A 23,327-nucleotide genomic window follows, 5' to 3' on the forward strand; every position below is an offset into this window, starting at 1 on the left:
CTCCTTACGCATTTCTCATGATAATGGTTTCGAGAGTATCTGCAACATCCTCACAGTAATCTGAAATGCCTTCAAGAATCTCATAAATCTCTTTCACCTGGATAATCTTAATCGGGTCTTTTTCTGTTTGGAAAAGTTGTTTAATTGATATCCTTAAGATTTCGTCACATTGTGATTCGTAATCATTAATTTTAATTGCATGCTTACGCATATCTAATAGCTTTTTATTTGAAAGCAGTTCAATGGCATGGAAAATTTCAATCGTGCTTTTGTGAATCAAATCAGCGTATGTAGTCATGTATTCGTCAGTATCTGTCAATGAATACATCTCAAAACGTGCCGAACATTGCTCTATTCCATCTAATACATCATCCATTTTCATAGCCAATTGGAGAATATCCTCACGCTCAATCGGAGTAATGAAAGATTTATTAAGTTCAGTAATTAAGCCATGAATGATATCATCGCCTTTTTTCTCGAAGTTTTTCATTTCAATTGAAAATTCTTTCAGGTCACTTACATTTCTTATTTTAAATTGTACAAAGTAGTCTGCGGCTTCCTTTACATTTGCCGAGATTGATGTAAGTGCGTCAAAAAATACATCCTTTTTCTTTTTTGCGAACATATGATTGTTCCTCCAATAATGAGATTAATAAACACAAAGAAGATTTTCGCCTAAATTTGTCGAAATTACAATGAGAAATTTACAAAGTTTACAAAAATGTAATGAAAAATTTATTAGGTGTCTTTATGGAAAATGCAACTGTGTTTCAAGGTGGTCTTTAATAAACATAATTGTTTTATTATCTATAGAAAAATAAGGAAATATACTTGAAATTTATCTAAAAAAGTGTAAAATTACACTATAGAGAAAATGGTGTAATTTTACACCAAAGGAATTGGTTGGTGAAGATGTTGGCGCAGATCATTAATATTGAAAGGATCGATACAAAGCAATTACTTATAAAACAGAAAGAAGAAATGATATCGCTCTCAAAGCGTGTGTGTAAAGTCGGAAATGAATACCTTACTTCGAGATTTGAAATATACGACCAAGTCATTTGCTTAAGAAGGAATCAAAAGCTTTTAGCCTTTCAACTTGTTCAAACCTTTGAACAGAGAGATGAGAGGTTTGTATACTTTGGTCCTTTGTTTTCGAGAATGAGTTGTTTTCTTGACCTTTTTTTGACATATCTTCAAGTGGTCTTGGAAGAGAATCAAGGGCGGAAGATTCATCTTCTTGCAGAAATTGAGAACCCAGAAGTGTTAGTGCTGTTTAAAGCGTTATTTGAGGATTACGCTTATCCAAAATTCCATGGAAATCAGGTTCCGGAAGAAATAAAGGAGAAGGTTCGAATTTATTCCGAGAAGCTTTCTCATATTAACGACCTTGTTGTAGAAAGAATGACCACTAAATCAAAGGAATCACTTTATCAGTATCGGCCTACTCATTCTGCAATTGAGAAGTGGCTTCGTGCCAGAAAAGTAGATTTTTCACAAGGAATGAATATCGTTTTGTATTCGTACGTTCCAACCGAACCAATTGCACGTGAAGATTTTATGTTTCAGTTGGAACGCGGAAGATTCCGGTTGACCAATTGGAAGGAAGGGAAAAAAGAAGTGCGAGCTTTATTTGAAGAAGGGAGTCTGAGCAATGTCTAGTATCTTTTTTTCGCAAATTAGAGAGGATAGTTTAGTAGAAAGAGAGATTTCAAAAATTGCAAAACCGAAGAAAGTTCTTGTGATCGGCTCTGGTGGATGTACAGCATTTTCCATCCTGAATGACTCAGTTGATCAGGTTCTTTGTGTTGATGTGAATCCAGCACAATGTGCTTTAATTGAGCTAAAAAAGGCAGCTATCCAGCATTTGACCCGGAATGAGTTTCTCGCTTTTATTGGAGAAGTCGCATGTCAAAACCGAGTTCAATTGTATGATGCAGTAGTGAATGACTTACCTGATTACGCAAGGGAATATTGGAAAAAGCATATTCACGAAATTGAATTGGGTATCAATCACTGTGGTGTAAATGAACGCTTTTATAGATTCATAGGGGAAAATATTTGCCGGAATATATATGATGAAACAGTTTGGAGAGAGTTGTTTTCTGCAAATAATTTAAAGGAGCAGCAGGAGTTCTATGAAAAATATATGACTACATCGGAATGGAGAACAGCTGCGAAAATTCTATTAAGTAAAACAACACATCTTCAATTTTTTCCGAGCTTTATGTTTGCAAATGCTAGTGAAAGTGATTTTGCCGAATTCTTCTTAAGTCAATTTGAGAAAGAGGTGAAAACGAAGCTGATTCACAATAATTACTTTTTAACTCAGATTTTGTTTTCTTCATATTTGTTTGACCATGACGAAGGAGTTCCGTTTTATTTATCTGAGGAAGGGTATGAATCCGTAAAAAGGAATATTGAAAAACTTTCAATTCATTCTTTGAGTATTCAAGAATTATTGAATAAGGAACATTCCATTGATGCTTTTTATTTGTCTAATGTATTTGATTGGTCAGATATTAAGGGAACGGAATCGATTTGCAACGGAATTTTACGGGCAAAGTCAGAAAAAGCAGTAGTGTTGTTCCGAAATATGCTCAGCACAAGTCAATTGCCTGATGTTTTTATGAAACATTTCATTTATGATGAGGAGCTGTCAATGCGTTGTGAAGGGTTGGAACGTTCGATGCTATATCAGAAAATAACAGTGGGGCAGTGTGTATGACCTATGAATTTTTGGAGTTAGATAAAACCCATCACCACCAATTACTTCAATTAACGAAAGAGACAAATACGGGAAGCGATCTTTTCTATGTTGACCGTTCGCCTAATTTTTTTGGCTTATCAGAGGAATTTGGGGTGACAAGGCATTTCGGGTTGTTTAAGGAAAATGAATTAATCGGCTGTGTTGCGGTGAGTGAGCAAAAACGGGTTATCGATGAAACATGCGAAAAAGTGTTTTACTTAAATGATTTAAGAATCCATCCTAACTATCATCGGACTTTTGCCTTTTACCGCTTGGCAAATAATTTATTATCTCATTATCGATATGAAGGAAAAGTGAATTGGATGTTTTCCACTGTACTTGATAGCAACACAAACAAAGCCTCAATGACTAAAGGAAATGGTCTCCTTCCTGGTGGAATTGAAATTGGTAAAACTATACATATTGGCGTGCCGATGTTTATGAAATATAGAAAAAGCCTTCTTAATATTAGCGAAATTGACGGGGAAGAAGCATGGGGGATCTATAAAAAATTGGCGAGGCTCCAACCATTTGCTCCATGTGGAAAACAAATGTTTTTAAAAGAAAATGGTGTGTTCTTAATTTTAAGAGATGAGAACAAGGAGAGTCTTGCTATCTGCAAGCTTGTGGATCAATTCAATGCACGAAAGCTAAGGCTTTCTAGGAAACTTCCTTTTTCGTTTAAAATAGTCAATTTGTTTTGTAAGGTTGCAAGTTGTCCACCACTTCCAGATCAAGATGAGGTATTTCGGCACGGTTATATGGCGTTTTTCGCTGCAAAGGATAATCACCAAAACTATCAAAAGGAATTTATCTCTTATATTCAAAGCGAGTTTAAGCAAAGATATAGCTACTTGTTTTTAGGTGTATCGGCCGAGGAAGCCGGGTACTTCCGAAGTAATCCATTTTATATAAAACTTTCATCAACGACGTTTGCATACGGAGATCTTCCGGCAAATCTTTCAATGGATTTTCATGAATTAACACTAATTTAGGGGGATTTTATTATGGATAAATTTGTAGAGTTAAAGAAAGTGACAGATCGTATGTTTCAAGAAAAGAAAATTGAAGAGCATCCATTGTTTATGGCTTTAAATAACGGTGAATTCTCTGATGAACAACGAAAGGAAATTGCCCTTCAAATTTATCACGTTGTACTTTACTTTCCACGTTTTTTATCAGCGATATTAACCAATATGTCAGACTACCGAATGAGAATGCCACTTGTGGAAAATTTGTTTGAAGAGCATGGAAAAATGAATGAAAAATATGTTCATAGCGAGACGTATAAGGAGTTTTTACAAGGAATTGGTGTTTCAGAGGATGAAATCAAAGAAAGTGAGCCAAGCATCCCAGTTCTGGCCTATAATCGAGGATTGACCGACTTATGCCTTCATTACCACTATTTAGAGGGACTTGCGGCATTAGGTGTCATTGAAGAAATTGTAGCTCGAGTATCTCCATTGGTTGGTCAATTTGCTAAAAGTAATTATGGTAGTGAAAACAAATCACTTGTTCATTTCACTGACCATGAGGTACTTGATGTTCAGCACGCGAATGAAATTTATGAAGTCGTTGCTCTAAGCTATGAAGGAGATCAAAAGCAAATCATTGAACGTGGCTTGCAATTTGGCATGTACTATCATTCAAGAATGTACATGGATATTCTTGAGGACGTTCGTCGTCACGACATCGGCTGATTTATTATATTTATACGTATCCCCACAAAAAAATTTCCCATTCGAATTAGTATATGTAGCGCAATTTTTAATGGATTTTTCGTGTCTAGCTCCAGCGCCTAGCCCCTCGAGGTCATAAGCCAATCCGTCAAGAAGGATAAAATGCATCCTTTTCGCCGGGCTTTTCTTATGCTTGTCGGGGCTGATCAAGGCGCTTGCGCATTTCTAATTGGAGGGCATTCGAATGGGAAAAAACTTCATCAAGACTTTGTCTGAGGTGGGAAGAGTAAAAATCATCCTGTTAGTGGGGCTGCTTTTTATTTTATTCGTTGCTATTGGACTCAACATGTATATCAATTCTCGGGATGTTAGTGCTTTAAATAATCCATTACCGGAACCAACCATTATTTATGATAAAAATGGGGAAATTGCGAGCAAGGTACCTGGACCTAAAATTGAAGGTATCACCTATGAAAAAATTCCCCCACATGTTATTCAGGCTGTAATCGCCATTGAAGACCGGAGATTTTACAAACATCCTGGTGTGGATTACATCGGGATCTTTCGTGCGCTTTTCCGGAATTTAAAAGCGGGTGAAATCGTTGAGGGTGGAAGTACGATTACACAGCAATTAACAAAGAATGTATTTCTAACTCATGAACAAACATTGAAAAGAAAAATAGAAGAATTCTTCCTTGCACAAAAAATTGAACGTACTTTTTCAAAAGAGAAAATCATTGAAATGTATTTAAACCAAATTTACTTTGGTGAAGGAGCATGGGGGATAAAAAACGCTGCAAGAACGTATTTTGGTAAAGAGGTTAACGACTTAACGGTGAGTGAAGGTGCAATACTTGCAGGTTTAATCAAATCACCTTCTAGAATGAATCCATTAATTGATCAAGAAAAATCAATAAACAGAAGAGATCTTACCTTAGCAATGATGGAGGATCAGGGATATCTTACCTCTAATCAAGTAAAGGAAGCAAAAGCGCAAGAGATGGTGTTTGAAGGGCGCCAGCTTGATCAGTATGAAGGAAAGTATCCATACTATATTGATCATATTATCGAAGAAGCGATTAAAAAATATGGTCTCACACAAAATGAAGTCATGTCTGGTGGCTTAGAAATTTATACAGAACTGGATCCTCACATGCAGGAATCCGTCGAAAACATTTTTAAAAACGACAGCCTATTTCCTGCTAGCACGGAGGATCAATTACTTCAAAGCGGTGCTATATTAATAGATCCTAAGACTGGTGGAATCAGCGCTTTAGTTGGGGGACGAGGTGAGCATGTGTTTCGAGGCTTCAATCATGCGACCCAATTAAGAAGACAGCCAGGTTCAACAATTAAACCACTTGCTGTTTATACGCCAGCACTTGAGCAAGGCTATAGCATTTATGATGTATTGCCGGATAAACCAATGAGTTTCAATGGCTATCAGCCATTAAATGTTTCCGGAAATTTTAAAGGCAGTGTTACCATTAATGATGCGGTAAGGGACTCTGATAATGTTCCAGCGGTATGGCTTTTAAACAAAATTGGACTGAAAACAGGTATCGATTCTGTAAAAGAGTTTGGGCTTCCGATTACAGAAAATGATCAAAACCTAAGTATTGCACTTGGTGGCCTTGATAAAGGCGTTGCTCCGATTCATATGGCCGAAGCTTTTACAACATTTCCTAATGAAGGGAAAAAAACGAATGCACATGCCATTTCAAAAATTGTCGATGCCAATGGTGAAATAATTGCCGAGTGGAATGAAGAGCCTGTACAAGTTACGACCCCTGAGGTTGCTAAAAGAATGACATTTATGCTAAAAGGTGTTGTTGAAGACGGTTCTGGTCGTCATGCTAAAATTGAAGGAAGAGAAGTGGCAGGAAAGACAGGTTCTACCCAGGTACCCATTGAGGGCATTGATGGAGCTAAGGATATTTGGATGGTCGGATACACACCAGAGCTCGTTGGTGCAGTATGGCTCGGATATGACAAGACAGATGAGAGTCATTATCTAACAAATTCAAGTGCTACTGCAGCCACTATTTTTAGAGAAATGGTTCAGCAATCATTAAGTAATGTATCACCAAGTTCTTTCAATCTTCCAGCCTATCAGCCTCCTATTAGAAAGAGTGAGAATGAGTGGAAGGAAAGCAATGGGCAAGAAAAGAACAAAGATAAGTGGAAAGAGGAACAAAAGAAGCAGAAGGAAGAAGAGAAAAAACGGAAAAAAGAAGAGAAAGAACGGAAAAAGGAAGAAAAAAAGAAAGACAAAGATGATGACTAAACTAGCAAGTTCCCGAATAATGGGAACTTGCTTTATTTTTTGTTTTTTGAATGTCGTATAAGAAATACTTATGAAATCCTATAATGAAAAAAGTATTTATTCGGGAACGATTGTAGAGTATTGTAGGATTAGGAATAATTCGTGTGACTTTATTCCTATTACTTCGAATCTATGAAAGATGTTGGTGCTAATGAAAAAAGGATTACTTTTTGGACTTGCTTATGGCTTGTTTATCCTTTTAGCAGTTGGAATTGGTCTATATTATTCCACTTTTGAGGTACCTAATAATAAAATAGTCAGCGATGCTAAACAAAAAGTGGATACTCAAAGTTTTGAGGAAGCCCTTAAAGCTGATAATGAGAGAGTTGAAAAGAAAAAAGAGGTCCAAAACGATAATAGATGGAAGCCATCTCCGACCTTTGTTTTGGTCGCCATATCCATTGGGGCAATTGTCGATATCGTGATTGTGATTCTCTGGGCACGTCATGAGAATAAAAAAAGGAAATTCGAGAAAAACGAAATTCTGATTAATAAAAAACGGATCACTGACTACAACATCTTCTGGTGGATAATAGGGTTAGGCATTGTCCAAAAAAAGAATGACAAATTGGTTATCTACTGGAGATATGTGATGGCGTATATTGTGATTGGGTTCTTACTTAAGGCTTGGATTACGAAAGAATTCATGTAACGATACATAGTCGACATACTTTTACAAAAGTTTGAAAAAAATTCATAAAAAAATGAAACCTTTTTCAACTATGATTCGTAAATGAGAATGTAAAGAAAATTACAAAATTATCAATTGAATATGGAGGTGAAGCTATGGAGTTATTTGGGTATGATATTCAAACGATTTATTTGATTGGCTTAGTCATATGTGGAATTGGTACCCTGCTGTTTATCTTATTTGGTGACTTTTTAGAGGGAATTTTCCCAGACAGTTTTTTAAGTCCAACACTCATTTTTTCTTTCCTCACGTTTTTAAGCGCATCTGGTTACATTTTTGAAAAATTGCTTTCCTTTCATAGTTTCTTAATTTTTGTTATTTCACTCGTATTAGCACTTATTTTAGTCACATTATTGAATGTTTTCGTCTTGATTCCATTGTCTTCTGCAGAAGAATCGATGGTTTACAGAGAAGAGGATTTGAAAGGACGAATTGGCAAGGTCATTACTTCAATTCCAGTTGATGGCTTCGGTGAAGTAGTCATTGAAGGAATCAGTGGAACAATCGCTAAATCTGCAAAAAGCTTTAATAATGAACCAATTCCATATGATGAAAAGGTTCTTATTATAGATATTAAAGAAGGCGTTGTATACGTCTTACCTTACCAAAACATGAGAATTAAAGGGGGAAATGAACTATGACAACAGCTATTTGGATTGTAATTGGAGTTGTCGCATTTTTACTACTTGCACTTATTGGTGTATTTGTTTCAAAGTACAAAACCGCTGGTCCCGATGAAGCTTTAATTGTAACCGGAAGCTATTTAGGCGGGAAAAATGTTCACGTTGACGAAGGTGGAAATCGAATCAAAATTGTACGTGGTGGCGGTACCTTTGTGCTACCAGTATTCCAACAATCCGAACCATTAAGTCTCTTATCTAGTAAACTAGATGTTTCTACACCTGAAGTATATACAGAGCAGGGTGTACCAGTAATGGCTGATGGAACTGCAATTATCAAAATTGGAGGCTCTATCTCTGAAATTGCTACAGCAGCAGAGCAATTTTTAGGGAAACGAAAAGAAGACAGAGAAAATGAAGCAAGAGAAGTATTAGAAGGTCATCTTCGTTCCATTCTTGGTTCGATGACTGTAGAAGAAATCTATAAAAATCGCGAAAAATTTTCTCAAGAGGTTCAACGAGTTGCATCACAGGATTTGGCAAAAATGGGTCTCATCATTGTATCATTTACAATCAAGGATGTTCGTGATAAAAACGGTTACCTCGATTCATTAGGGAAACCTAGAATTGCTCAGGTAAAACGTGATGCAGATATTGCGACTGCAGAGGCTGATAAGGAAACAAGAATTAAGCGAGCAGAGGCAGATAAAGAAGCCCAGAAATCTGAGCTAGAGCGCGCTACAGAAGTTGCTGAAGCAGAAAAAATCAATCAATTAAAAGTTGCGGAATTCCGAAGAGAGCAGGATATTGCAAAGGCTCGTGCTGACCAAGCCTATCACCTGGAAGAAGCTAGAGCAAAGCAGGAAGTTACCGAGCAGCAAATGCAAATCCAAATCATTGAAAGACAGAAGCAAATTGAGCTTGAAGAAAAAGAGATTTTACGTCGTGAAAAGCAATACGATTCAGAGGTTAAGAAGAAGGCAGATGCTGACCGTTATGCAGTTGTTCAAGCGGCAGAGGCGGAAAAAGCGAAACAATTGGCGGAAGCAGATGCGAATAAATACCGAATCGAAGCAATGGCAAAAGCGGAAGCAGAGAAAATCCGTATCGATGGTCTTGCAAAAGCAGAAGCCCAACGTGCACAAGGGGAAGCAGAAGCAGACATTATCCGCTTAACGGGTCTTGCAGAAGCAGAAGCAAAACAAAAAATCGCAGAAGCATTCGAGCAATATGGAAAAGCGGCTATCCTCGATATGGTTATTAAAATGCTACCTCAATATGCGAAAGAAGTGGCTGCGCCATTATCAAACATTGATAAAATTACGGTTGTGGATACTGGAAGTAGCGGGGAAAACAGCGGTGCCAATAAGGTAACAGGATATGCGACAAACCTAATGTCAACCCTCCAGGAATCGTTGAAGGCATCCTCTGGTATTGATGTAAAAGAAATTATTGAAAACCTGTCAGGAAAAGGAAATGTTAGAAATAGTATCGACAATTTAACTGAAGAATTAGTTCAAACAAGAAAAGCCACACCAACTGATAACGAGTAATCATACTAGGAAAAGAAGCCAAAACATGTTTAAGTTGGCTTCTTTTTTGGGTTAAACTAGGCAAAAAAGAATATAACAAAAATATTTTTTAAAAATGAAATGAACTTTTTGGTTGCCTCATTCGTACTACAAACGAAAAATAAAGATAATCAAATTTTCTTGGGGGAGAATTCATTGCATGGATGAAAAGGAACTAATTCGCAGTGCAAAGCGTGGTGACTCACTCGCGTTTGCGATGCTTTTTAAGGAGCATTATCCTTTTTTAGTAAAATACTTAATAAAAGTTACAATGAAGCCTGATATTGCCGAAGACCTGGCACAGGAAGCAATGATGAAAAGTATGGAAAAAATCAAAATGTATAACGGAAAAGCAAAATTCTCCTCATGGCTCATAACAATTGCGACAAACTTATACATTGACGATCTTCGAAGAAAGAAACGCGAACAAAACTATCAGCATCAGGAACAAGCATTACGCAAAATGAAATGGCAATTTGATAACCATTCTGAGGATTGGAATGATGTTCTTAACGCTTTAGGAAGGCTTTCTGATGAAATTCGGATTCCAATTGTTCTAAAACATTACTATGGCTATTCATATGAAGAAATAGCAGATATGCTTCATATCGCCCTTGGTACTGTTAAATCGAGAATACATAACGGAATCCAAACAGTAAGAAAGGAGTTGAGACCCAATGAAGAAAAACAAGCTATTCCTATTAAAGAACGAACCACAACATGAAGAAGACATAGAAACGGTTCAAGTCATAAATGAAGCACTTGCAAAAATAGATAAACATTTTTCGGTTTTCACTCCTGATTTGCGAGCTTTTGAACAAATGGTAGCAGTTGAACAACAGAAAGAAAAGAAGAAATTTAGACGGGATTTAACTGCCTTTATCTTGATTGCATTATTCATTATGACAGGTTTAATCACCGCATTTTTCAAACTGCCGCTTGTCTTTATCGTCATTCAAGGGATCGCAACAATTAGCTTCCCGATTTATAGCCTCTATCGATATCGAAAACGGGTGATGCGTACATGAAAACGGATGATATCAAATTCTGGATATTAATAGCCATCATCCTACTTATTCAAAGCTTTTGGTTATTTTTAGACGCAAGAAAGCGGGGGCATAATTACTGGTTTTGGGGAATATGGGGATTAATCCAAGCACCAATGCCGATCGTTTTTTATTTCATAGTTGCAAGAAAAATTTATCGACGCGGAGCAGGTAGAGAATGATGAGAAATATTGCGAAATATATTGTATTGATGATAGCCATTGTTGGACAAATAGTAGGAATTGTATTTTTGTTCATTGATATTTCAAAGGCGCTGATGTTCTATGCGTTTTACATGGTTGCCATTGTTCTATTATTTGCTTTATTAGTTTGGGAACGAAAACGAGAAAAAGTGGAGGATGACGAAAATGATTATCGTGACTACTGATTATGTACCCGGAAAAGAAGTGAAAGAACTAAAAGGATTTGTTAGAGGAGGAACTGTTCAGTCAAAGCATATTGGAAGAGATATTATGGCTGGATTGAAAACAATTGTTGGGGGTGAAATTTCAGATTACACTGAAATGCTGGAGGAATCCCGTCAAAAAGCAATTGGACGAATGGTAGATGACGCGAAGGCAAAAGGAGCAAATGCTGTTATTGCGATGCGTCTACAAACCTCATCTGTTATGCAAAATGCATCTGAAATTATCGCATATGGTACGGCAGTATATGTTGAATAGTAAAAACTGCAACTTTCAAAAAAGGCTTTTATAAATCGTATCTTCATGTTAGGATGGTACAAAGGAAAATATTTAAATATTTTAGTAGTTCCACTAGGGGTGCCTTAATAGGGTAATAATATTTTGTTAGGTCAAATACCTACGAATCTATTACTGAAGGCTGAGATTGAGGATTGAATTTTTTCATGACCTCAAGACCCTTAGAACCTGATCTGGTTTGTACCAGCGTAGGGAAGTGGGGAAACGGTCAATATGTTTTTTTATGCCTAAATCCAAACCACTTTCTTTACACTGCGTAGAGAAGGTGGTTTTTTATTTTGCTAATAACAATAAAGGGAGGAAAAATGAAAATGTTATTTTCAGAGGAAATTAGAAGAGAAGCAAATCAAATATGGGAGGCAAGCTTTGAGCATCCATTTGTAAAAGGAATTGGGGATGGTTCATTACCAATCAAGTGTTTTCGATATTACGTAAAACAGGATGCCTATTATCTTACTCACTTTGCAAAGGTGCAGTCATTAGGGGCAGCGAAGGCCGAGGATTTACATACGACAAACAGGATGGTAATTCATGCACAAGGGACCTATGAAGCCGAGTTATCCTTGCATAAAAGCTTTTCAAAGAGACTTGGAATCACGGATGAGGAGCGACATAACTTTAAGCCGGCACCTACAGCTTATGCATATACATCACATCTGTATAGGGCGGCATATTCTGGACATTTAGGTGATATTATTGCAGCTTTATTGCCTTGCTATTGGCTATATTACGAAATCGGTGAAAGGCTTCAAAGTTGCAAACCAGAAGAACCGATCTATCAGGAATGGATTGCTGCCTATGGTGGTGATTGGTTTAAAACCCTTGTTGAAGAACAAATTGATCGGATAAATGAATTAGCAGAAAAAGCAACGCAAGCAGACCGGAAACGTATGAAGGAACATTTTATCATTAGTAGCCAGTACGAATACTCCTTTTGGGAAATGGCCTACCGTTTAGAAAACTGGCCGGTTCAACACAAAGTAGAAGCATAATAGTCTACGAAAAAAGGAGAATTCTTCATGAATAAAGGACTAAAACTAACTGATATTTTGGTTACAATTGTAATTGCAATTGCATTCGGAATTGTTTATATCATTTGGGGCTCTTTGTATTATATTGTAAAGCCAATTGGGTTACATGCTGATCAGTTTCTATATGGTATGTGGTTTATTGCAGCGATTATTGCATACTTAGTTATTCGTAAGCCGGGAGTTGCCTTATTAGCAGAGATTGCAGCAGCCTCAGGGGAATTTATATTAGGGTCTCCATGGGGCCTAACTGTTCTTTTTTACGGTGTTGTTCAAGGGCTGTTTGCTGAAGCTGTATTTATGATATTTCGGTATAAAAGATATAATCTTGCTGTTGTTGTGTTAGCAGCTTCAGCATCTTGCTTAGGGTCTATAATTATGGATTTTGCTTATGGTGAAATCGTTGACTTAGCTACGTGGAATCTGGCTTTATTCCTAGTTGCTAGATTTGTAGGATCCATCCTATTTGCCGGTTTATTTGCACACTACCTTGTAAGAGTGTTAGAGATGACGGGAGTAACAAATCTTGTACGCCCACTATCGAAAAATGATTTTGATGCACTTGATCAAAAATAAAAGGGTGTCGAAAATGGAATCAATTACGTTTGTTGAAAAACTTCGATTAAAATTTCCGGGAGATGAGTCCTTACTTTTTAAGGACTTAACTTGCCATATTAAAAAAGGTGAGAAGGTTTTACTTCTTGGACCTTCAGGGTGTGGGAAATCAACACTCCTTCAGGTATTAAGTGGGATTATTCCGAACTCAGTTGAAGTACCAATGAAAACGGAATGCTTGCAGGTCCCATCAGAATGGGGTTATGTCTTCCAAGATCCTGATTCCCAGTTTTGTATGCCGTTTGTTGATGAAGAACTTGCATTTGTCCTGGAAAATCTAAAAATTCCTAGGGAACAAATGGAAGAGCGTATTAAAAGATATCTAAACCAGGGTGGGTTGGACTTAGAAAACATCCATACAAGCATTCAAACTTTGTCTGGGGGAATGAAACAACGTTTAGCCATTGCGGCAGTGTTGGCGCTAGTTCCTGATGTATTATTTTTAGATGAGCCAACAGCAATGCTTGATCCTGATGGGACAAAGGAGATTTGGGAGGTTATTAAGGATGTCGGGCATGATAAAACGTTGCTAATTGTCGAACACAAGCTTGATCATGTCCTTGAGATTGTGGACCGAATTATTCTTTTTAATGCTGAAGGAGAAATTATTGCTGATGGTAATAAGATAGAAATCTTATCCAATTTTGAAACGATCATGCGAGAGCAAGGGATTTGGTATCCAGGTGTCTGGGATCACTTTGTTCAAGACTTTGAATGGGTGCAACAAGAAAGTCCCGGCATAGATAATACTCCAGTTATTAGCCTTAAACACTTCAATGGGTATAGGCAGAAGAAGGAAAAAATTTGTGTGAATGATGTCAAGATTCACTCAGGAGAGTGGATTGTGATAAAGGGGAAGAATGGTGCTGGAAAAAGTACATTACTAGACTCACTGATGCAGTTTATTAAAACGACAGGTCACTATTCGCTATATGGGAATAACGTAAAAAATGGTAAGCGATTAAATGAAATGATGACCTTTGTTTTCCAAAACCCTGAGCTGCAATTTGTCACAAACTCTGTTTATGAGGAAATTGCATATTCCTTACGAGTTGATAAAAGAGATGAACAAGAAATCACAGCCTCGGTAGAGGAACTTTTACAAATTTTCAGTCTCACAAATCATAAAAACAAACATCCTTATCAGTTGTCGATGGGACAAAAAAGAAGATTAAGTGTAGCAGCCTCAATCGTAAGAGGTCAGCAAATTCTTTTGTTAGATGAACCTACATTTGGACTTGATTCAAAAAATACATTTGCACTCCTAACATTATTAGAAAAATACAGACAAAAGAACAAGACGATTATGATGGTTTCTCATGATATAAAAATTGAGATGTATTTTGCGACAAGGGTTTGGACGATTGAAAATGGTAAATTGATAAAAGATCAATTGGCTAAAAGGCAATTGTCAACCTTAACATCGTAACAGTGTAATGGGAGAAAGGAATATACAAATGGAACTTTCAAGTAAAATAACATGGCTTCATAGAACTAACCCAAGTGTAAAGCTGTTTGTATTGGTCAGCTTATGTATAGCTGTATTATTTATTGATAATCTTTATCTACTCATTCATACTTCGTTGGTCGTATTTATCTTATTTTTTGGTTTCACGGGACATTCGTTTAAAAGAATCATTTTACTTACGTTACCATTTTTCCTCATCTTTCTCTCAACCTCATCATCTATGATTCTATTTGGAAAAGGAGAAATGGTATTGTATAAGTGGGGACTGATTACAATATCAGAGGAAAGCATATATAAAGGATTAATTGTGGGATTTCGAGGAATTATTTTTGCGGGGCTTGGCCTGACCTTTGCATTAACTACAAGACCTGTTTTCCTTTTTTATTCTTTGATGCAGCAACTAAAGATGCCACCCAAATACGCATATAGCTTTATGGCGGGATTACGATTAATTCCTATTATGATAGAAGAGTTTCAAACAATACAAAATGCGATGCGTGTTCGTGGGGTTGAACGTCAAAAAGGGCTGCAATCTATCTTTTTTAAACTAAAAGCTTATTCAATTCCCTTATTATCGCAAAGTATTAGACGTGCTCATCGAATTGCGGTAGCAATGGAGGCAAAGCGATTTTCGAACCAAAAAAAACGAACCTTTTACTATGAGCTTACTCTATCCAAATACGATATGATTTTTATCCTATATTTTATGCTTATGTTAAGTCTTGGATACTATTTCTCCATTCAATTCTAACGATATATCATCAAGCTGCAAAACAATAAATGATATACCGCAAACGGCATAAACGATATATCATCAAGCCGCAAAACGATAAATGATATACTGCAAAGAGCATAAACGGTATATCATCCAACTGCAAAACGATAAATGGTATATCGCAAACAGCTTAAACGGTATATCATCCAACTGTAAAACGATAAATGGTATACCGCAAACAGCATAAACGGTATATCAACCAGCCGCAAAACAATAAATGATATACCGCAAATGACATAAACGGTATCACCCAGCCGCAAAACGATATATTTGATGAAAGCTAAGATGTCTTGATACTTCATTGAAGGGAATAAGATGTGTTACGATATTTTCAAGATTAAGGATAAAAAATTTGAATTGAAGATACATAGGAGTTTTAAGGAAGGAATGATCGAGTTGAATGAACGCTATTCTCGGCAAGAGTTATTTACCTCAATTGGAGTCCAAGGGCAACAGAAAATTAGAACGAAACATGTTCTTATAGTCGGTGCAGGTGCACTAGGTACTGGAAGTGCTGAGGGGCTTGTACGTGCCGGCATCGGTAAGCTGACAATCGTTGACCGTGACTATGTAGAATGGACAAATCTACAGCGACAACAATTATACAGTGAAGATGATGCGATCAATCGCTTACCAAAAGCGGTTGCAGCAAAGGAACGATTAGAAAAAATAAATTCAGATGTTGATATTCAGGCACATGTAATGGATGTTTCCATTCAGGAGATTGAAAATATTATTGAGGGCGTAGATTTAATAATCGATGCAACTGACAATTTTGATATAAGAATGCTCTTAAATGACGCATCACAAAAATACAACATCCCATGGATTTATGGGGCATGTGTTGGAAGTTATGGGATTAGTTATGCAATCCTGCCAGGGGAGACACCTTGTCTTCATTGTCTCCTTGAAACCGTACCTATGGGAGGACTTACTTGTGATACGGTTGGAATCATTAGCCCAGCTGTTCAAATGGTAGTTGCCTATCAAGTAACAGAGGCACTCAAATTATTGGTTGAGGATTACTTTGCACTGCGAAAAAAATTAGTATCATTTGATTTATGGAAAAATCAACATACTGCGATTAAGGTTGATCGCGTGAAAAAGGAAGGCTGTCTTTCCTGTGGAACAAATCCTACCTATCCATTTTTATCCTTTGAGAATCAAACAAAATCAGCGGTATTATGTGGAAGGGATTCAGTTCAAATACGACCTAGTGAAAAAATTGAAAGAGATTTAGAATCTATCGCAGAACTATTAACCGAGCAAGGTGGAAAAGTCGAAAAAAATCCATACTTATTATCATTTACAAAAGGTCCAAACAGAATGGTTGTATTCAAGGACGGTCGGGTCCTCATTCATGGAACAAAGGATCTATCCGAAGCAAGGAGTTTGTATCATCGATATTTAGGATAATTTCAAGTTGACTAGGTCAAAATACAGATTCACAAAATGTTCATTCCTTTGACAAAAAACTGCCTAAATATTGAACCTGATTTTTCCACATTTGATGATACTCTTATACCATAGAATAGATAATGGGGGAGTTATTGTGGAGGAATTATCAATTACATTTAATATTGCGGCAGCTTTAGTACTAGTGTTCTTTATAGGTGCAATTATCATCGAATCATAAGAAAAATCCACGATTACCTCGTGGATTTTTTGGTGTCTAGCTCCTGCGCCTAGCCCCTCGAGGTCACAAGCCAATCCATCAAGAAGGTCAAAGAGCAACCTTCTCGCTGGCTCGTCTTGTGCTTGTCGGGGCTGATCAAGGCGCATGCACTTTTCTTATTAATCTGCTGTATTAACCATAATTCCTGCCACCTGTTGAAGGCGAGCATAGAAGGCCTCTGCCGCATCACTAGTAAGGCCGGTTTCCTCGAAGGCTTCTTTCATACAGCGAAGCCAAGCTCTTGCGCGTGTTGGGGTTACCTCAAAAGGCATATGACGATATCTCATTGCCGGAGCTCCAAATTCATTACTATATAATGTCGGTCCTCCTGTAAATTGTGTTAAGAACAAATATTGCTTTCTTTTAATTTCCTCCATATCTCCTTCAAATAATGGAGCTAAATCAGGATCGGCATATACCTTTGGATAAAATGTATTCACTAAATTTTGGATGGCATCTGCGCCACCAATTTCTTCATATAAAGTATTGAGTTTAAAGTCCATGTAATCACCGCCACTTAATATTTCTTTATTAGTACTATACCAATACTAAAAATAACTCGGTGTGATTTAAATCACACATCCATATAATCATTCCCATGTAAAAGAATGTTTGCTATTATAAAAATAATAGATATTTAAACTTTATTCAGTTTCGTACTTCTACATATTGTGAAATGAATACATTATGTGTATACAATTGATTGTTGTATTAAAAACCTGACTAAATAAAGTTTAAAGCCTCCGGCGGATGCCACGATTTTTCAAAGGTAATTTTTCGAGCAAACTCGAAAAAAATCGGGCGCAAATACGCCAAGGCGCATTTGATTATTCATTGAAATTTTTACTTTAGTCTTATTGTCTCCATCATAAACAAAAACAAAGTTAATTACAATTTAGGAGTGTGAAATTTACGTGGACGATTTGCCACAGAGTACCATCTTTTTGTTACTCGTTCTAATCATGCTATCAGCGTTTTTCTCCGCAAGTGAAACTGCGTATTCGAGTGTCAACCGAATACGACTGAAGAATTATGTGGATGAAAAGCGGCGTGGAAGTAGGAGAGCATTTTATATTACCGAGCACTTTGATAACGCCCTTTCAACTATTTTAGTTGGAAAAAATATCGTAAATATTGCTGCTGCATCAATAGCTTCAAAGGTTGCTTCAGACCTTCTTGGTGGGAATACCGGACTTGTGATAAGTATCTTTGTGATGACATTGCTCATTTTAGTATTTGGAGAGGTCTTACCAAAATCATTCGCAAAAGAAAATGCGGAAAGCTTTTCATTAAGGGTCTCTGGGATATTATTGATATTAATGAAGATATTGACACCAGTTACCTATCTATTTGGATTACTAAAAGCATTTGCAGCCAAGCTTAACAATAGTAATAATGATACTCCGTCCTTTACAGAAGAAGAAATAAAAGTAATGGTTGATTTGAGTGAGGAAGAAGGAGTTATTGATAATAAAGAAAAAGAATTAGTACACCGATCCCTAGATTTCAATGATATTCTAGTTGGGGAGATATTAACACCCCGTACCGATATGGTTGCAGTAGAAGTCAATGCTTCAATTGAAAAAATTAGAGATATGTTCTTAGCGGAACGCTATTCACGTGTACCAGTTTACGAAGACAATATCGACAATATTATCGGGGTTTTATCAGAACGCGAATTTTTAAGTCTTCTCGTTCAACAAAAGAAAATAAATGTTCGTTCAATTGTTCGTAAACCATTCTTCGTAGTTGAGTCGATGAAAATCTCAACCTTGCTTCCAGAACTTCAAAAAAGCAAAACGCATTTGGCGATCGTCGTTGATGAATTTGGTGGAACTTCAGGTTTGATTACATTAGAGGATATCATCGAGGAAATCGTCGGTGAAATTTGGGATGAACATGATGAAAAGATAAAATACATTACACAATTAGATGAAATTACATATGAAATAAATGCGGATATGCCACTTGACGATTTTGCGGATATTATCGGAATTGAAGAACCAGAAAGCTCGCATCATTCAGTTGGGGGTTGGATTTTTGAATCATTTGAAAAAATTCCAGTTTCCGGAGATACCTTTGATTACTTACATCTCACTTTAACGGTTATAGAAGTGGAAAACCGCCGCATCAGAAAAGTAAATGTAGAAGTTAACCAACCAATATTAGAAATCGAATAATAAGATATAGAGGGACCAGAGGGACGGTTCTTGTGGTTTCAAATAAATGGAAAACCAGTAGAACCGTCCCCTTGGTCCCTTGGTATTTACTGAATGATAGTGGCCAAGGCTGCTGGGATAGTGACTTTGTCGTGCACGCCATATCTCTTTTCGAAAGAGTGGTACTCAAAAATTGTACCTTCGGGTGAAGCCACTGATAGGTCAAGAATATAGTCACCATGATCGCCTTTTGTTTCTAGATAAAAGGTAGTATCCGCGAACCTAAGGTGGTAAAAATGATACTGAAACCCAAGAAATTCTTTTGTGTCGAAACTCGTATCTGGATGGGTTGAAATATATTTTGCAAGGTCATCGATCGTAGCCATTGGCCTATGCAAAACAGTGTTTATTTTTTCTTTAACGATTTGGGATGTATTAGAAAATGTATCTTTTGCCTTCGTTGTTATATCACGAATAAATTGATTTACTTCACTCAATTCGGATCTCTCCTAAAAGAAACGTAATTAAGAATAATAATCCTGATAACCTTCATTAGATGCTTCCTCATTTTTATTATTTGTTTTATTGGCCACTGCTTGAAATTCGCCTTCCATCATATAAGAATCACTTACTTGTTCATGGGTTGTAGCAAGTCCTGATGATAATTGATCGTTCTTTTCGTAGTCGCTAGGCTGGTAATGTCTTGCAGCTAATTCCTCAGTACTATTTTGTAATTTATCCTTCATATTAAATTCCTCCTAAATATAGTATCCTCTAACTTAGTATTCCAACAATAATATGTAATAAATCAAGTCAAAAGTTGGGAAGAGTATAAACGAGAAAAAACAAGAGACACCCTTTAAGGGTGCCTCTCTAGCCAAAGTATTTAATTGTTATTAAGCTTTTCCACCCATTGATTGTTGAGCGAAAGATACTAAACGTTTTGTAATTTCTCCACCAACTGATCCGTTTGCGCGAGATGTAGTGTCAGCACCTAAGTTAACACCAAATTCTTGAGCAATTTCATACTTCATTTGGTCGATAGCTTGTTGAGCACCTGGTACTACTAATTGGTTACTATTGTTGTTTGCCATTTTCCTTCATCTCCTTAAACTGATTTTTTTTGGTGGGTTACTCCGGAATTGCACCAGATATAAGGATTCCTTAGCCTCTAGGCTAACCCGTGTGTATAAAAGTTGTTTTCGGTGTTGCTTGGTGAGTTGTTGTTGCTGTGTTTGTACTAAGTATTATGTGACGTAGCGAAGATTATATTCGAAAATTGCTCTACCAATTAATTCCTATAGGAAACAAAGCATAACAGCGTTGTTTCATCGAAAAACTACTCATAAGTAAAAATGAATATGAGTAGGAGAGAAGAACATGCCTATTTGTCCATTATGTAATGGCTTTAACACTGCTAGCTTCTCATGTACACAATGTGGGAATTCGATAGAGGATTCTGGACGTATTATCGATTATTTTGGTCCTTACAGTGCCTATATGCAAATTGATGACATGAAAAAAATAGATGGCATCCAAACCACCTTACAAAACAATGAATGCGCTCATCTATTCTATTGTACAAGCTGCAATAACCAAGAAATAAAATTAATCAAAGAATAAGAACCATAGGGATGGTTCTTGTGGTTCTCCATTAAATGTAAAACCAGTAGAACCGTCCCTCTGGTCCCTCCATCAGGTCCCTACAAAAAAAGTCGCTCACGAATGAGCGACTTTTGACTTGGAAGATTATCTAATTCTCTTTTCAGTTTCTGCGTCGAAGAAATGACATTTGTTCATGTCAAATGCAAGTTCGATTATTTCACCTGGTTTTGCTTGTGTACGTGAATCAACACGTGCAACGAAGTCAGTACCAGCAAGCTGTGAATAAAGCATTGTTTCAGCACCAGTTAACTCAGATACTTCAATAGGTGCATTGATTTTTGAACCTTGGGCAGATTCAAGGAATACAGGCTCGTCATGAATATCCTCAGGACGCATACCAAGGATAATATCTTTGTTTACATAGCCTTGTTCACGAAGAACCTTCATTTTTCCTTCTGGAACAGCAATTTTAACATCACCAATTGTGAATGTACCATCCTGTAATGTACCAGGGAAGAAGTTCATAGCTGGGGATCCAATGAAACCAGCAACGAATACGTTTTCTGGGTTGTCATATACATCTTTCGGCGCTCCAACCTGTTGGATAAGACCATCTTTCATTACAACAAGACGAGTAGCCATTGTCATCGCTTCTGTTTGGTCATGCGTTACGTAAATAGTAGTTGTTTGTAGACGTTGGTGGAGCTTAGAAATCTCAGCACGCATTTGTACACGAAGCTTTGCATCAAGGTTTGATAAAGGTTCGTCCATCAAGAATACCTTCGCGTCACGAACGATTGCACGTCCTAATGCAACACGCTGACGCTGACCACCTGATAATGCTTTAGGCTTACGAGCTAAGTATTCTTCAAGTCCAAGAATTTTTGCAGCTTCTTTAACACGGCGATCAATTTCATCCTTCGGGAATTTACGAAGCTTTAATCCGAATGCCATGTTATCATACACACTCATATGTGGGTATAACGCATAGTTTTGGAATACCATCGCGATGTCACGATCTTTTGGAGCAACATCGTTTACGCGTTTTTCATCAATGTAGAAATCCCCTTGAGAAATTTCTTCTAATCCAGCAATCATACGTAATGTCGTAGACTTACCACAACCAGATGGACCTACGAATACGATAAACTCTTTATCTTTAATATGAAGGTTAAAATCTTCTACTGCAGTTACTTTATTGTCGTATACTTTGTAAATTTTATCTAAAACTAATTCAGCCATTTTTTCTCCTCCTAGTGTAAACGTTTTCGATAAATAAAGTTTACTTTAAAGAGAAAAATGCGTAAATGTATAAATTGCACAAAACGATGAAAGGGTTTTCGTGCAGTTTGTCTAAGAATCCGAAAAATGCTCTAGGTCTAGAATGGCTAAATAGGTCGTAACTGCACCGTGAAAATGCTTTATATCAATTCCTGATTTTTCTATGAATTTCTCGATTCGGTACTGCAGGCTATTACGGTGCATGTATAGCCGCTTCGATGCATTCGATACATTCAAATCACTCTCAAAGAATACCTTTATCGTTTCAAGTAATTCATGGTCAGTTTGCAGTTCTTTGGGAATCACATTTTTCAGTTGATTTCGAAAATCTGAATCCATTTTTTCAAGTAATAAAAATGGTAAAATATCATGTAATCGATAAACCTTTTGTTTATGTAAATATTGTATTCCCTTTTGGAACCATTCTTTCTCAGTATGAAAAAGTGAACCAAGCTTGTCAGATAAGGGATGAGTTTGTCCTATGTATAAACGCATGTCCGTATAAAAATCACTCGTTAACGTAACGGTAATTTCATCGTAGTAGACATCCTCAATCATTTCCTCATTTCTTGTTTCAATAAGAACACCACTAGAATCATTTTCCCATAAAAAGACTGTATCTCCTGGTAGAAGTGCTTGAATGGCTTCCTGGAATTCAATTTGGTCGGTAATCGGTTGGTCGGCATAAAATTGAATAAATCGACAATGTGAAAAAGAAAATTGATCAGGGGATAGACTGCCTTGTTGTAAAAACAAAAGGTTATACCAAAATGCCTGTGTGTCGTTCATATCATTTATATGTGTGCCATATGGTGTGAAAAGGGTTGATAAAAGTGAGGCCTCTTTTGTAGAAAGACGGTCCTTTTTAATTCCGAAAAAAGTTCCTATGTCGGTTGAAAACCAAGAATATAAATCTGTTTGATATGGTGATTCTGCTGTAATAAAAGCATCTTTATAATGCATCATTAAATTTTCAATCATGTACTATACTCCTTCAATAATCAAAAAAGTCTCCTTCTATTATAACAGAAGGAGACTGAGTCGCTATATTTTGTTATTCAACTACATTCGGTGGTTCCTCTTTCTCAAAATCACGTGCTTCCTCTATATTCGTTTTATCATGAAAACGGTGGACGCTGCCACCAGCCATCCCTTCATTTATGAAGCGGTCCACATCCATAAATACTTCATCTTTCCCTTCATATTGAAGGTCTTCACGCTCTTTTCCTTTTTCAGCCATAAAAAAACCCCCCCTTTACAGCTTAGTATGTGAAGGAGGTAAAGATCAAATACGCCTTGACGTATTTGCGCCCAGAT

At 36.8% G+C, this 23,327-nt stretch carries 28 protein-coding genes and 1 riboswitch; of the genes, 20 read left to right on the forward strand and 8 right to left on the reverse strand.

Translation table 11 applies throughout. From position 1 onward, the window contains the following. Positions 1–4: 4 nt before the first annotated feature. A complete protein-coding gene (locus tag V7097_RS19370; protein WP_335705290.1) occupies positions 5–625 on the reverse strand; it encodes a DUF47 domain-containing protein in 621 nt (206 codons plus the stop codon). A 287-nt stretch (positions 626–912) separates the two neighbouring features. On the opposite strand from V7097_RS19370, the gene V7097_RS19375 reads away from it, so the two are divergent. From V7097_RS19375 to V7097_RS19460, 18 genes are all read left to right on the forward strand, one after another. Continuing rightward, positions 913–1,662, forward strand: coding sequence for a hypothetical protein (locus V7097_RS19375; RefSeq protein ID WP_335705291.1), 750 nt, complete (start codon positions 913–915; stop codon positions 1,660–1,662). Then, entirely contained in the window at positions 1,655–2,728 is a 1,074-nt protein-coding gene (locus V7097_RS19380; RefSeq protein WP_335705292.1) for a DUF3419 family protein, read from the forward strand. The genes V7097_RS19375 and V7097_RS19380 overlap by 8 nt, the downstream gene beginning before the upstream one ends. Then, a complete protein-coding gene (locus tag V7097_RS19385) occupies positions 2,725–3,744 on the forward strand; it encodes a hypothetical protein (RefSeq protein WP_335705293.1) in 1,020 nt (339 codons plus the stop codon). Before V7097_RS19380 ends, V7097_RS19385 begins: the two co-directional genes overlap by 4 nt. 12 nt (positions 3,745–3,756) lie before the next feature. Continuing rightward, the gene (locus V7097_RS19390) at positions 3,757–4,449 is read left to right on the forward strand and encodes a TenA family transcriptional regulator (RefSeq protein WP_335705294.1); all 693 of its coding nucleotides are present in this window, start codon (positions 3,757–3,759) and stop codon (positions 4,447–4,449) included. Between the two features lie 223 nt (positions 4,450–4,672). Beyond that, the gene (locus V7097_RS19395; RefSeq protein ID WP_335705295.1) at positions 4,673–6,715 is read left to right on the forward strand and encodes a transglycosylase domain-containing protein; all 2,043 of its coding nucleotides are present in this window, start codon (positions 4,673–4,675) and stop codon (positions 6,713–6,715) included. A 190-nt stretch (positions 6,716–6,905) separates the two neighbouring features. Next, entirely contained in the window at positions 6,906–7,406 is a 501-nt protein-coding gene (locus V7097_RS19400) for a hypothetical protein (protein ID WP_335705296.1), read from the forward strand. Between the two features lie 134 nt (positions 7,407–7,540). Beyond that, positions 7,541–8,086 (forward strand): NfeD family protein, encoded by a 546-nt coding sequence (locus tag V7097_RS19405; protein ID WP_335705297.1) that lies wholly within the window; start codon positions 7,541–7,543, stop codon positions 8,084–8,086. Beyond that, complete coding sequence (locus tag V7097_RS19410) at positions 8,083–9,618, forward strand: flotillin family protein (protein ID WP_335705298.1); 1,536 nt, start codon at positions 8,083–8,085, stop codon at positions 9,616–9,618. Before V7097_RS19405 ends, V7097_RS19410 begins: the two co-directional genes overlap by 4 nt. Before the next feature lie 178 nt (positions 9,619–9,796). Beyond that, positions 9,797–10,360, forward strand: coding sequence for an RNA polymerase sigma factor SigY (gene sigY, locus V7097_RS19415; protein WP_335705299.1), 564 nt, complete (start codon positions 9,797–9,799; stop codon positions 10,358–10,360). Next, complete coding sequence (locus V7097_RS19420; protein ID WP_335705300.1) at positions 10,314–10,664, forward strand: YxlC family protein; 351 nt, start codon at positions 10,314–10,316, stop codon at positions 10,662–10,664. The genes sigY and V7097_RS19420 overlap by 47 nt, the downstream gene beginning before the upstream one ends. Further along, on the forward strand, positions 10,661–10,864 hold the full coding sequence (locus tag V7097_RS19425; RefSeq protein WP_335705301.1) for a sigmaY antisigma factor component: 204 nt from the start codon (positions 10,661–10,663) through the stop codon (positions 10,862–10,864). The genes V7097_RS19420 and V7097_RS19425 overlap by 4 nt, the downstream gene beginning before the upstream one ends. Beyond that, complete coding sequence (locus V7097_RS19430; protein WP_335705302.1) at positions 10,861–11,070, forward strand: hypothetical protein; 210 nt, start codon at positions 10,861–10,863, stop codon at positions 11,068–11,070. Before V7097_RS19425 ends, V7097_RS19430 begins: the two co-directional genes overlap by 4 nt. Continuing rightward, on the forward strand, positions 11,051–11,365 hold the full coding sequence (locus tag V7097_RS19435; RefSeq protein ID WP_335705303.1) for a YbjQ family protein: 315 nt from the start codon (positions 11,051–11,053) through the stop codon (positions 11,363–11,365). The genes V7097_RS19430 and V7097_RS19435 overlap by 20 nt, the downstream gene beginning before the upstream one ends. 85 nt (positions 11,366–11,450) lie before the next feature. After that, positions 11,451–11,616: riboswitch (TPP riboswitch) on the forward strand. A 99-nt stretch (positions 11,617–11,715) separates the two neighbouring features. Then, positions 11,716–12,396, forward strand: a complete 681-nt coding sequence (gene tenA, locus V7097_RS19440; protein ID WP_335705304.1) for a thiaminase II — start codon at positions 11,716–11,718, stop codon at positions 12,394–12,396. A 27-nt stretch (positions 12,397–12,423) separates the two neighbouring features. Next, a complete protein-coding gene (locus V7097_RS19445) occupies positions 12,424–13,008 on the forward strand; it encodes an ECF transporter S component (RefSeq protein ID WP_335705305.1) in 585 nt (194 codons plus the stop codon). A 13-nt stretch (positions 13,009–13,021) separates the two neighbouring features. Beyond that, positions 13,022–14,476, forward strand: coding sequence for an ABC transporter ATP-binding protein (locus V7097_RS19450; RefSeq protein ID WP_335705306.1), 1,455 nt, complete (start codon positions 13,022–13,024; stop codon positions 14,474–14,476). Between the two features lie 22 nt (positions 14,477–14,498). Then, positions 14,499–15,266: an energy-coupling factor transporter transmembrane component T family protein gene (locus V7097_RS19455; RefSeq protein WP_438824255.1), complete on the forward strand. Its 768-nt coding sequence runs from the start codon at positions 14,499–14,501 to the stop codon at positions 15,264–15,266. Positions 15,267–15,686: 420 nt separating this feature from the next. Next, a complete protein-coding gene (locus tag V7097_RS19460) occupies positions 15,687–16,706 on the forward strand; it encodes a thiazole biosynthesis adenylyltransferase ThiF (RefSeq protein WP_335705363.1) in 1,020 nt (339 codons plus the stop codon). Between the two features lie 378 nt (positions 16,707–17,084). On the opposite strand, the gene V7097_RS19465 is transcribed toward V7097_RS19460, so the two are convergent. Next, positions 17,085–17,468 (reverse strand): globin, encoded by a 384-nt coding sequence (locus V7097_RS19465; protein ID WP_335705308.1) that lies wholly within the window; start codon positions 17,466–17,468, stop codon positions 17,085–17,087. 411 nt (positions 17,469–17,879) lie between these two features. Here V7097_RS19465 and V7097_RS19470 point away from each other — a divergent pair, with 411 nt between their 5' ends. After that, positions 17,880–19,145, forward strand: a complete 1,266-nt coding sequence (locus V7097_RS19470; protein ID WP_335705309.1) for a hemolysin family protein — start codon at positions 17,880–17,882, stop codon at positions 19,143–19,145. Between the two features lie 86 nt (positions 19,146–19,231). Here V7097_RS19470 and V7097_RS19475 read toward each other — a convergent pair whose 3' ends face one another. The 3 genes from V7097_RS19475 to V7097_RS19485 form a co-directional block, all read right to left on the reverse strand. After that, the gene (locus tag V7097_RS19475) at positions 19,232–19,621 is read right to left on the reverse strand and encodes a hypothetical protein (RefSeq protein WP_335705310.1); all 390 of its coding nucleotides are present in this window, start codon (positions 19,619–19,621) and stop codon (positions 19,232–19,234) included. Between the two features lie 27 nt (positions 19,622–19,648). After that, positions 19,649–19,870 (reverse strand): YozQ family protein, encoded by a 222-nt coding sequence (locus tag V7097_RS19480; RefSeq protein ID WP_335705311.1) that lies wholly within the window; start codon positions 19,868–19,870, stop codon positions 19,649–19,651. A gap of 150 nt (positions 19,871–20,020) precedes the next feature. Next, positions 20,021–20,218, reverse strand: a complete 198-nt coding sequence (locus tag V7097_RS19485) for an alpha/beta-type small acid-soluble spore protein (protein WP_304214603.1) — start codon at positions 20,216–20,218, stop codon at positions 20,021–20,023. Positions 20,219–20,504: 286 nt separating this feature from the next. On the opposite strand from V7097_RS19485, the gene V7097_RS19490 reads away from it, so the two are divergent. After that, positions 20,505–20,747 (forward strand): hypothetical protein, encoded by a 243-nt coding sequence (locus V7097_RS19490; protein WP_335705312.1) that lies wholly within the window; start codon positions 20,505–20,507, stop codon positions 20,745–20,747. Between the two features lie 126 nt (positions 20,748–20,873). On the opposite strand, the gene V7097_RS19495 is transcribed toward V7097_RS19490, so the two are convergent. The 3 genes from V7097_RS19495 to V7097_RS19505 all read right to left on the reverse strand — a co-directional run bounded on the left by V7097_RS19495 (position 20,874) and on the right by V7097_RS19505 (position 23,250). Continuing rightward, positions 20,874–21,971: an ABC transporter ATP-binding protein gene (locus V7097_RS19495; RefSeq protein WP_335705313.1), complete on the reverse strand. Its 1,098-nt coding sequence runs from the start codon at positions 21,969–21,971 to the stop codon at positions 20,874–20,876. A gap of 111 nt (positions 21,972–22,082) precedes the next feature. After that, positions 22,083–22,991 (reverse strand): PucR family transcriptional regulator, encoded by a 909-nt coding sequence (locus V7097_RS19500; RefSeq protein ID WP_335705314.1) that lies wholly within the window; start codon positions 22,989–22,991, stop codon positions 22,083–22,085. 73 nt (positions 22,992–23,064) lie between these two features. Further along, positions 23,065–23,250, reverse strand: coding sequence for a hypothetical protein (locus V7097_RS19505; RefSeq protein WP_335705315.1), 186 nt, complete (start codon positions 23,248–23,250; stop codon positions 23,065–23,067). Between the last annotated feature and the right edge of the window lie 77 nt (positions 23,251–23,327).

This window comes from Bacillus sp. JJ1562 (assembly GCF_036962705.1).
Lineage (GTDB): Bacteria > Bacillota > Bacilli > Bacillales > Bacillaceae_L > Ferdinandcohnia.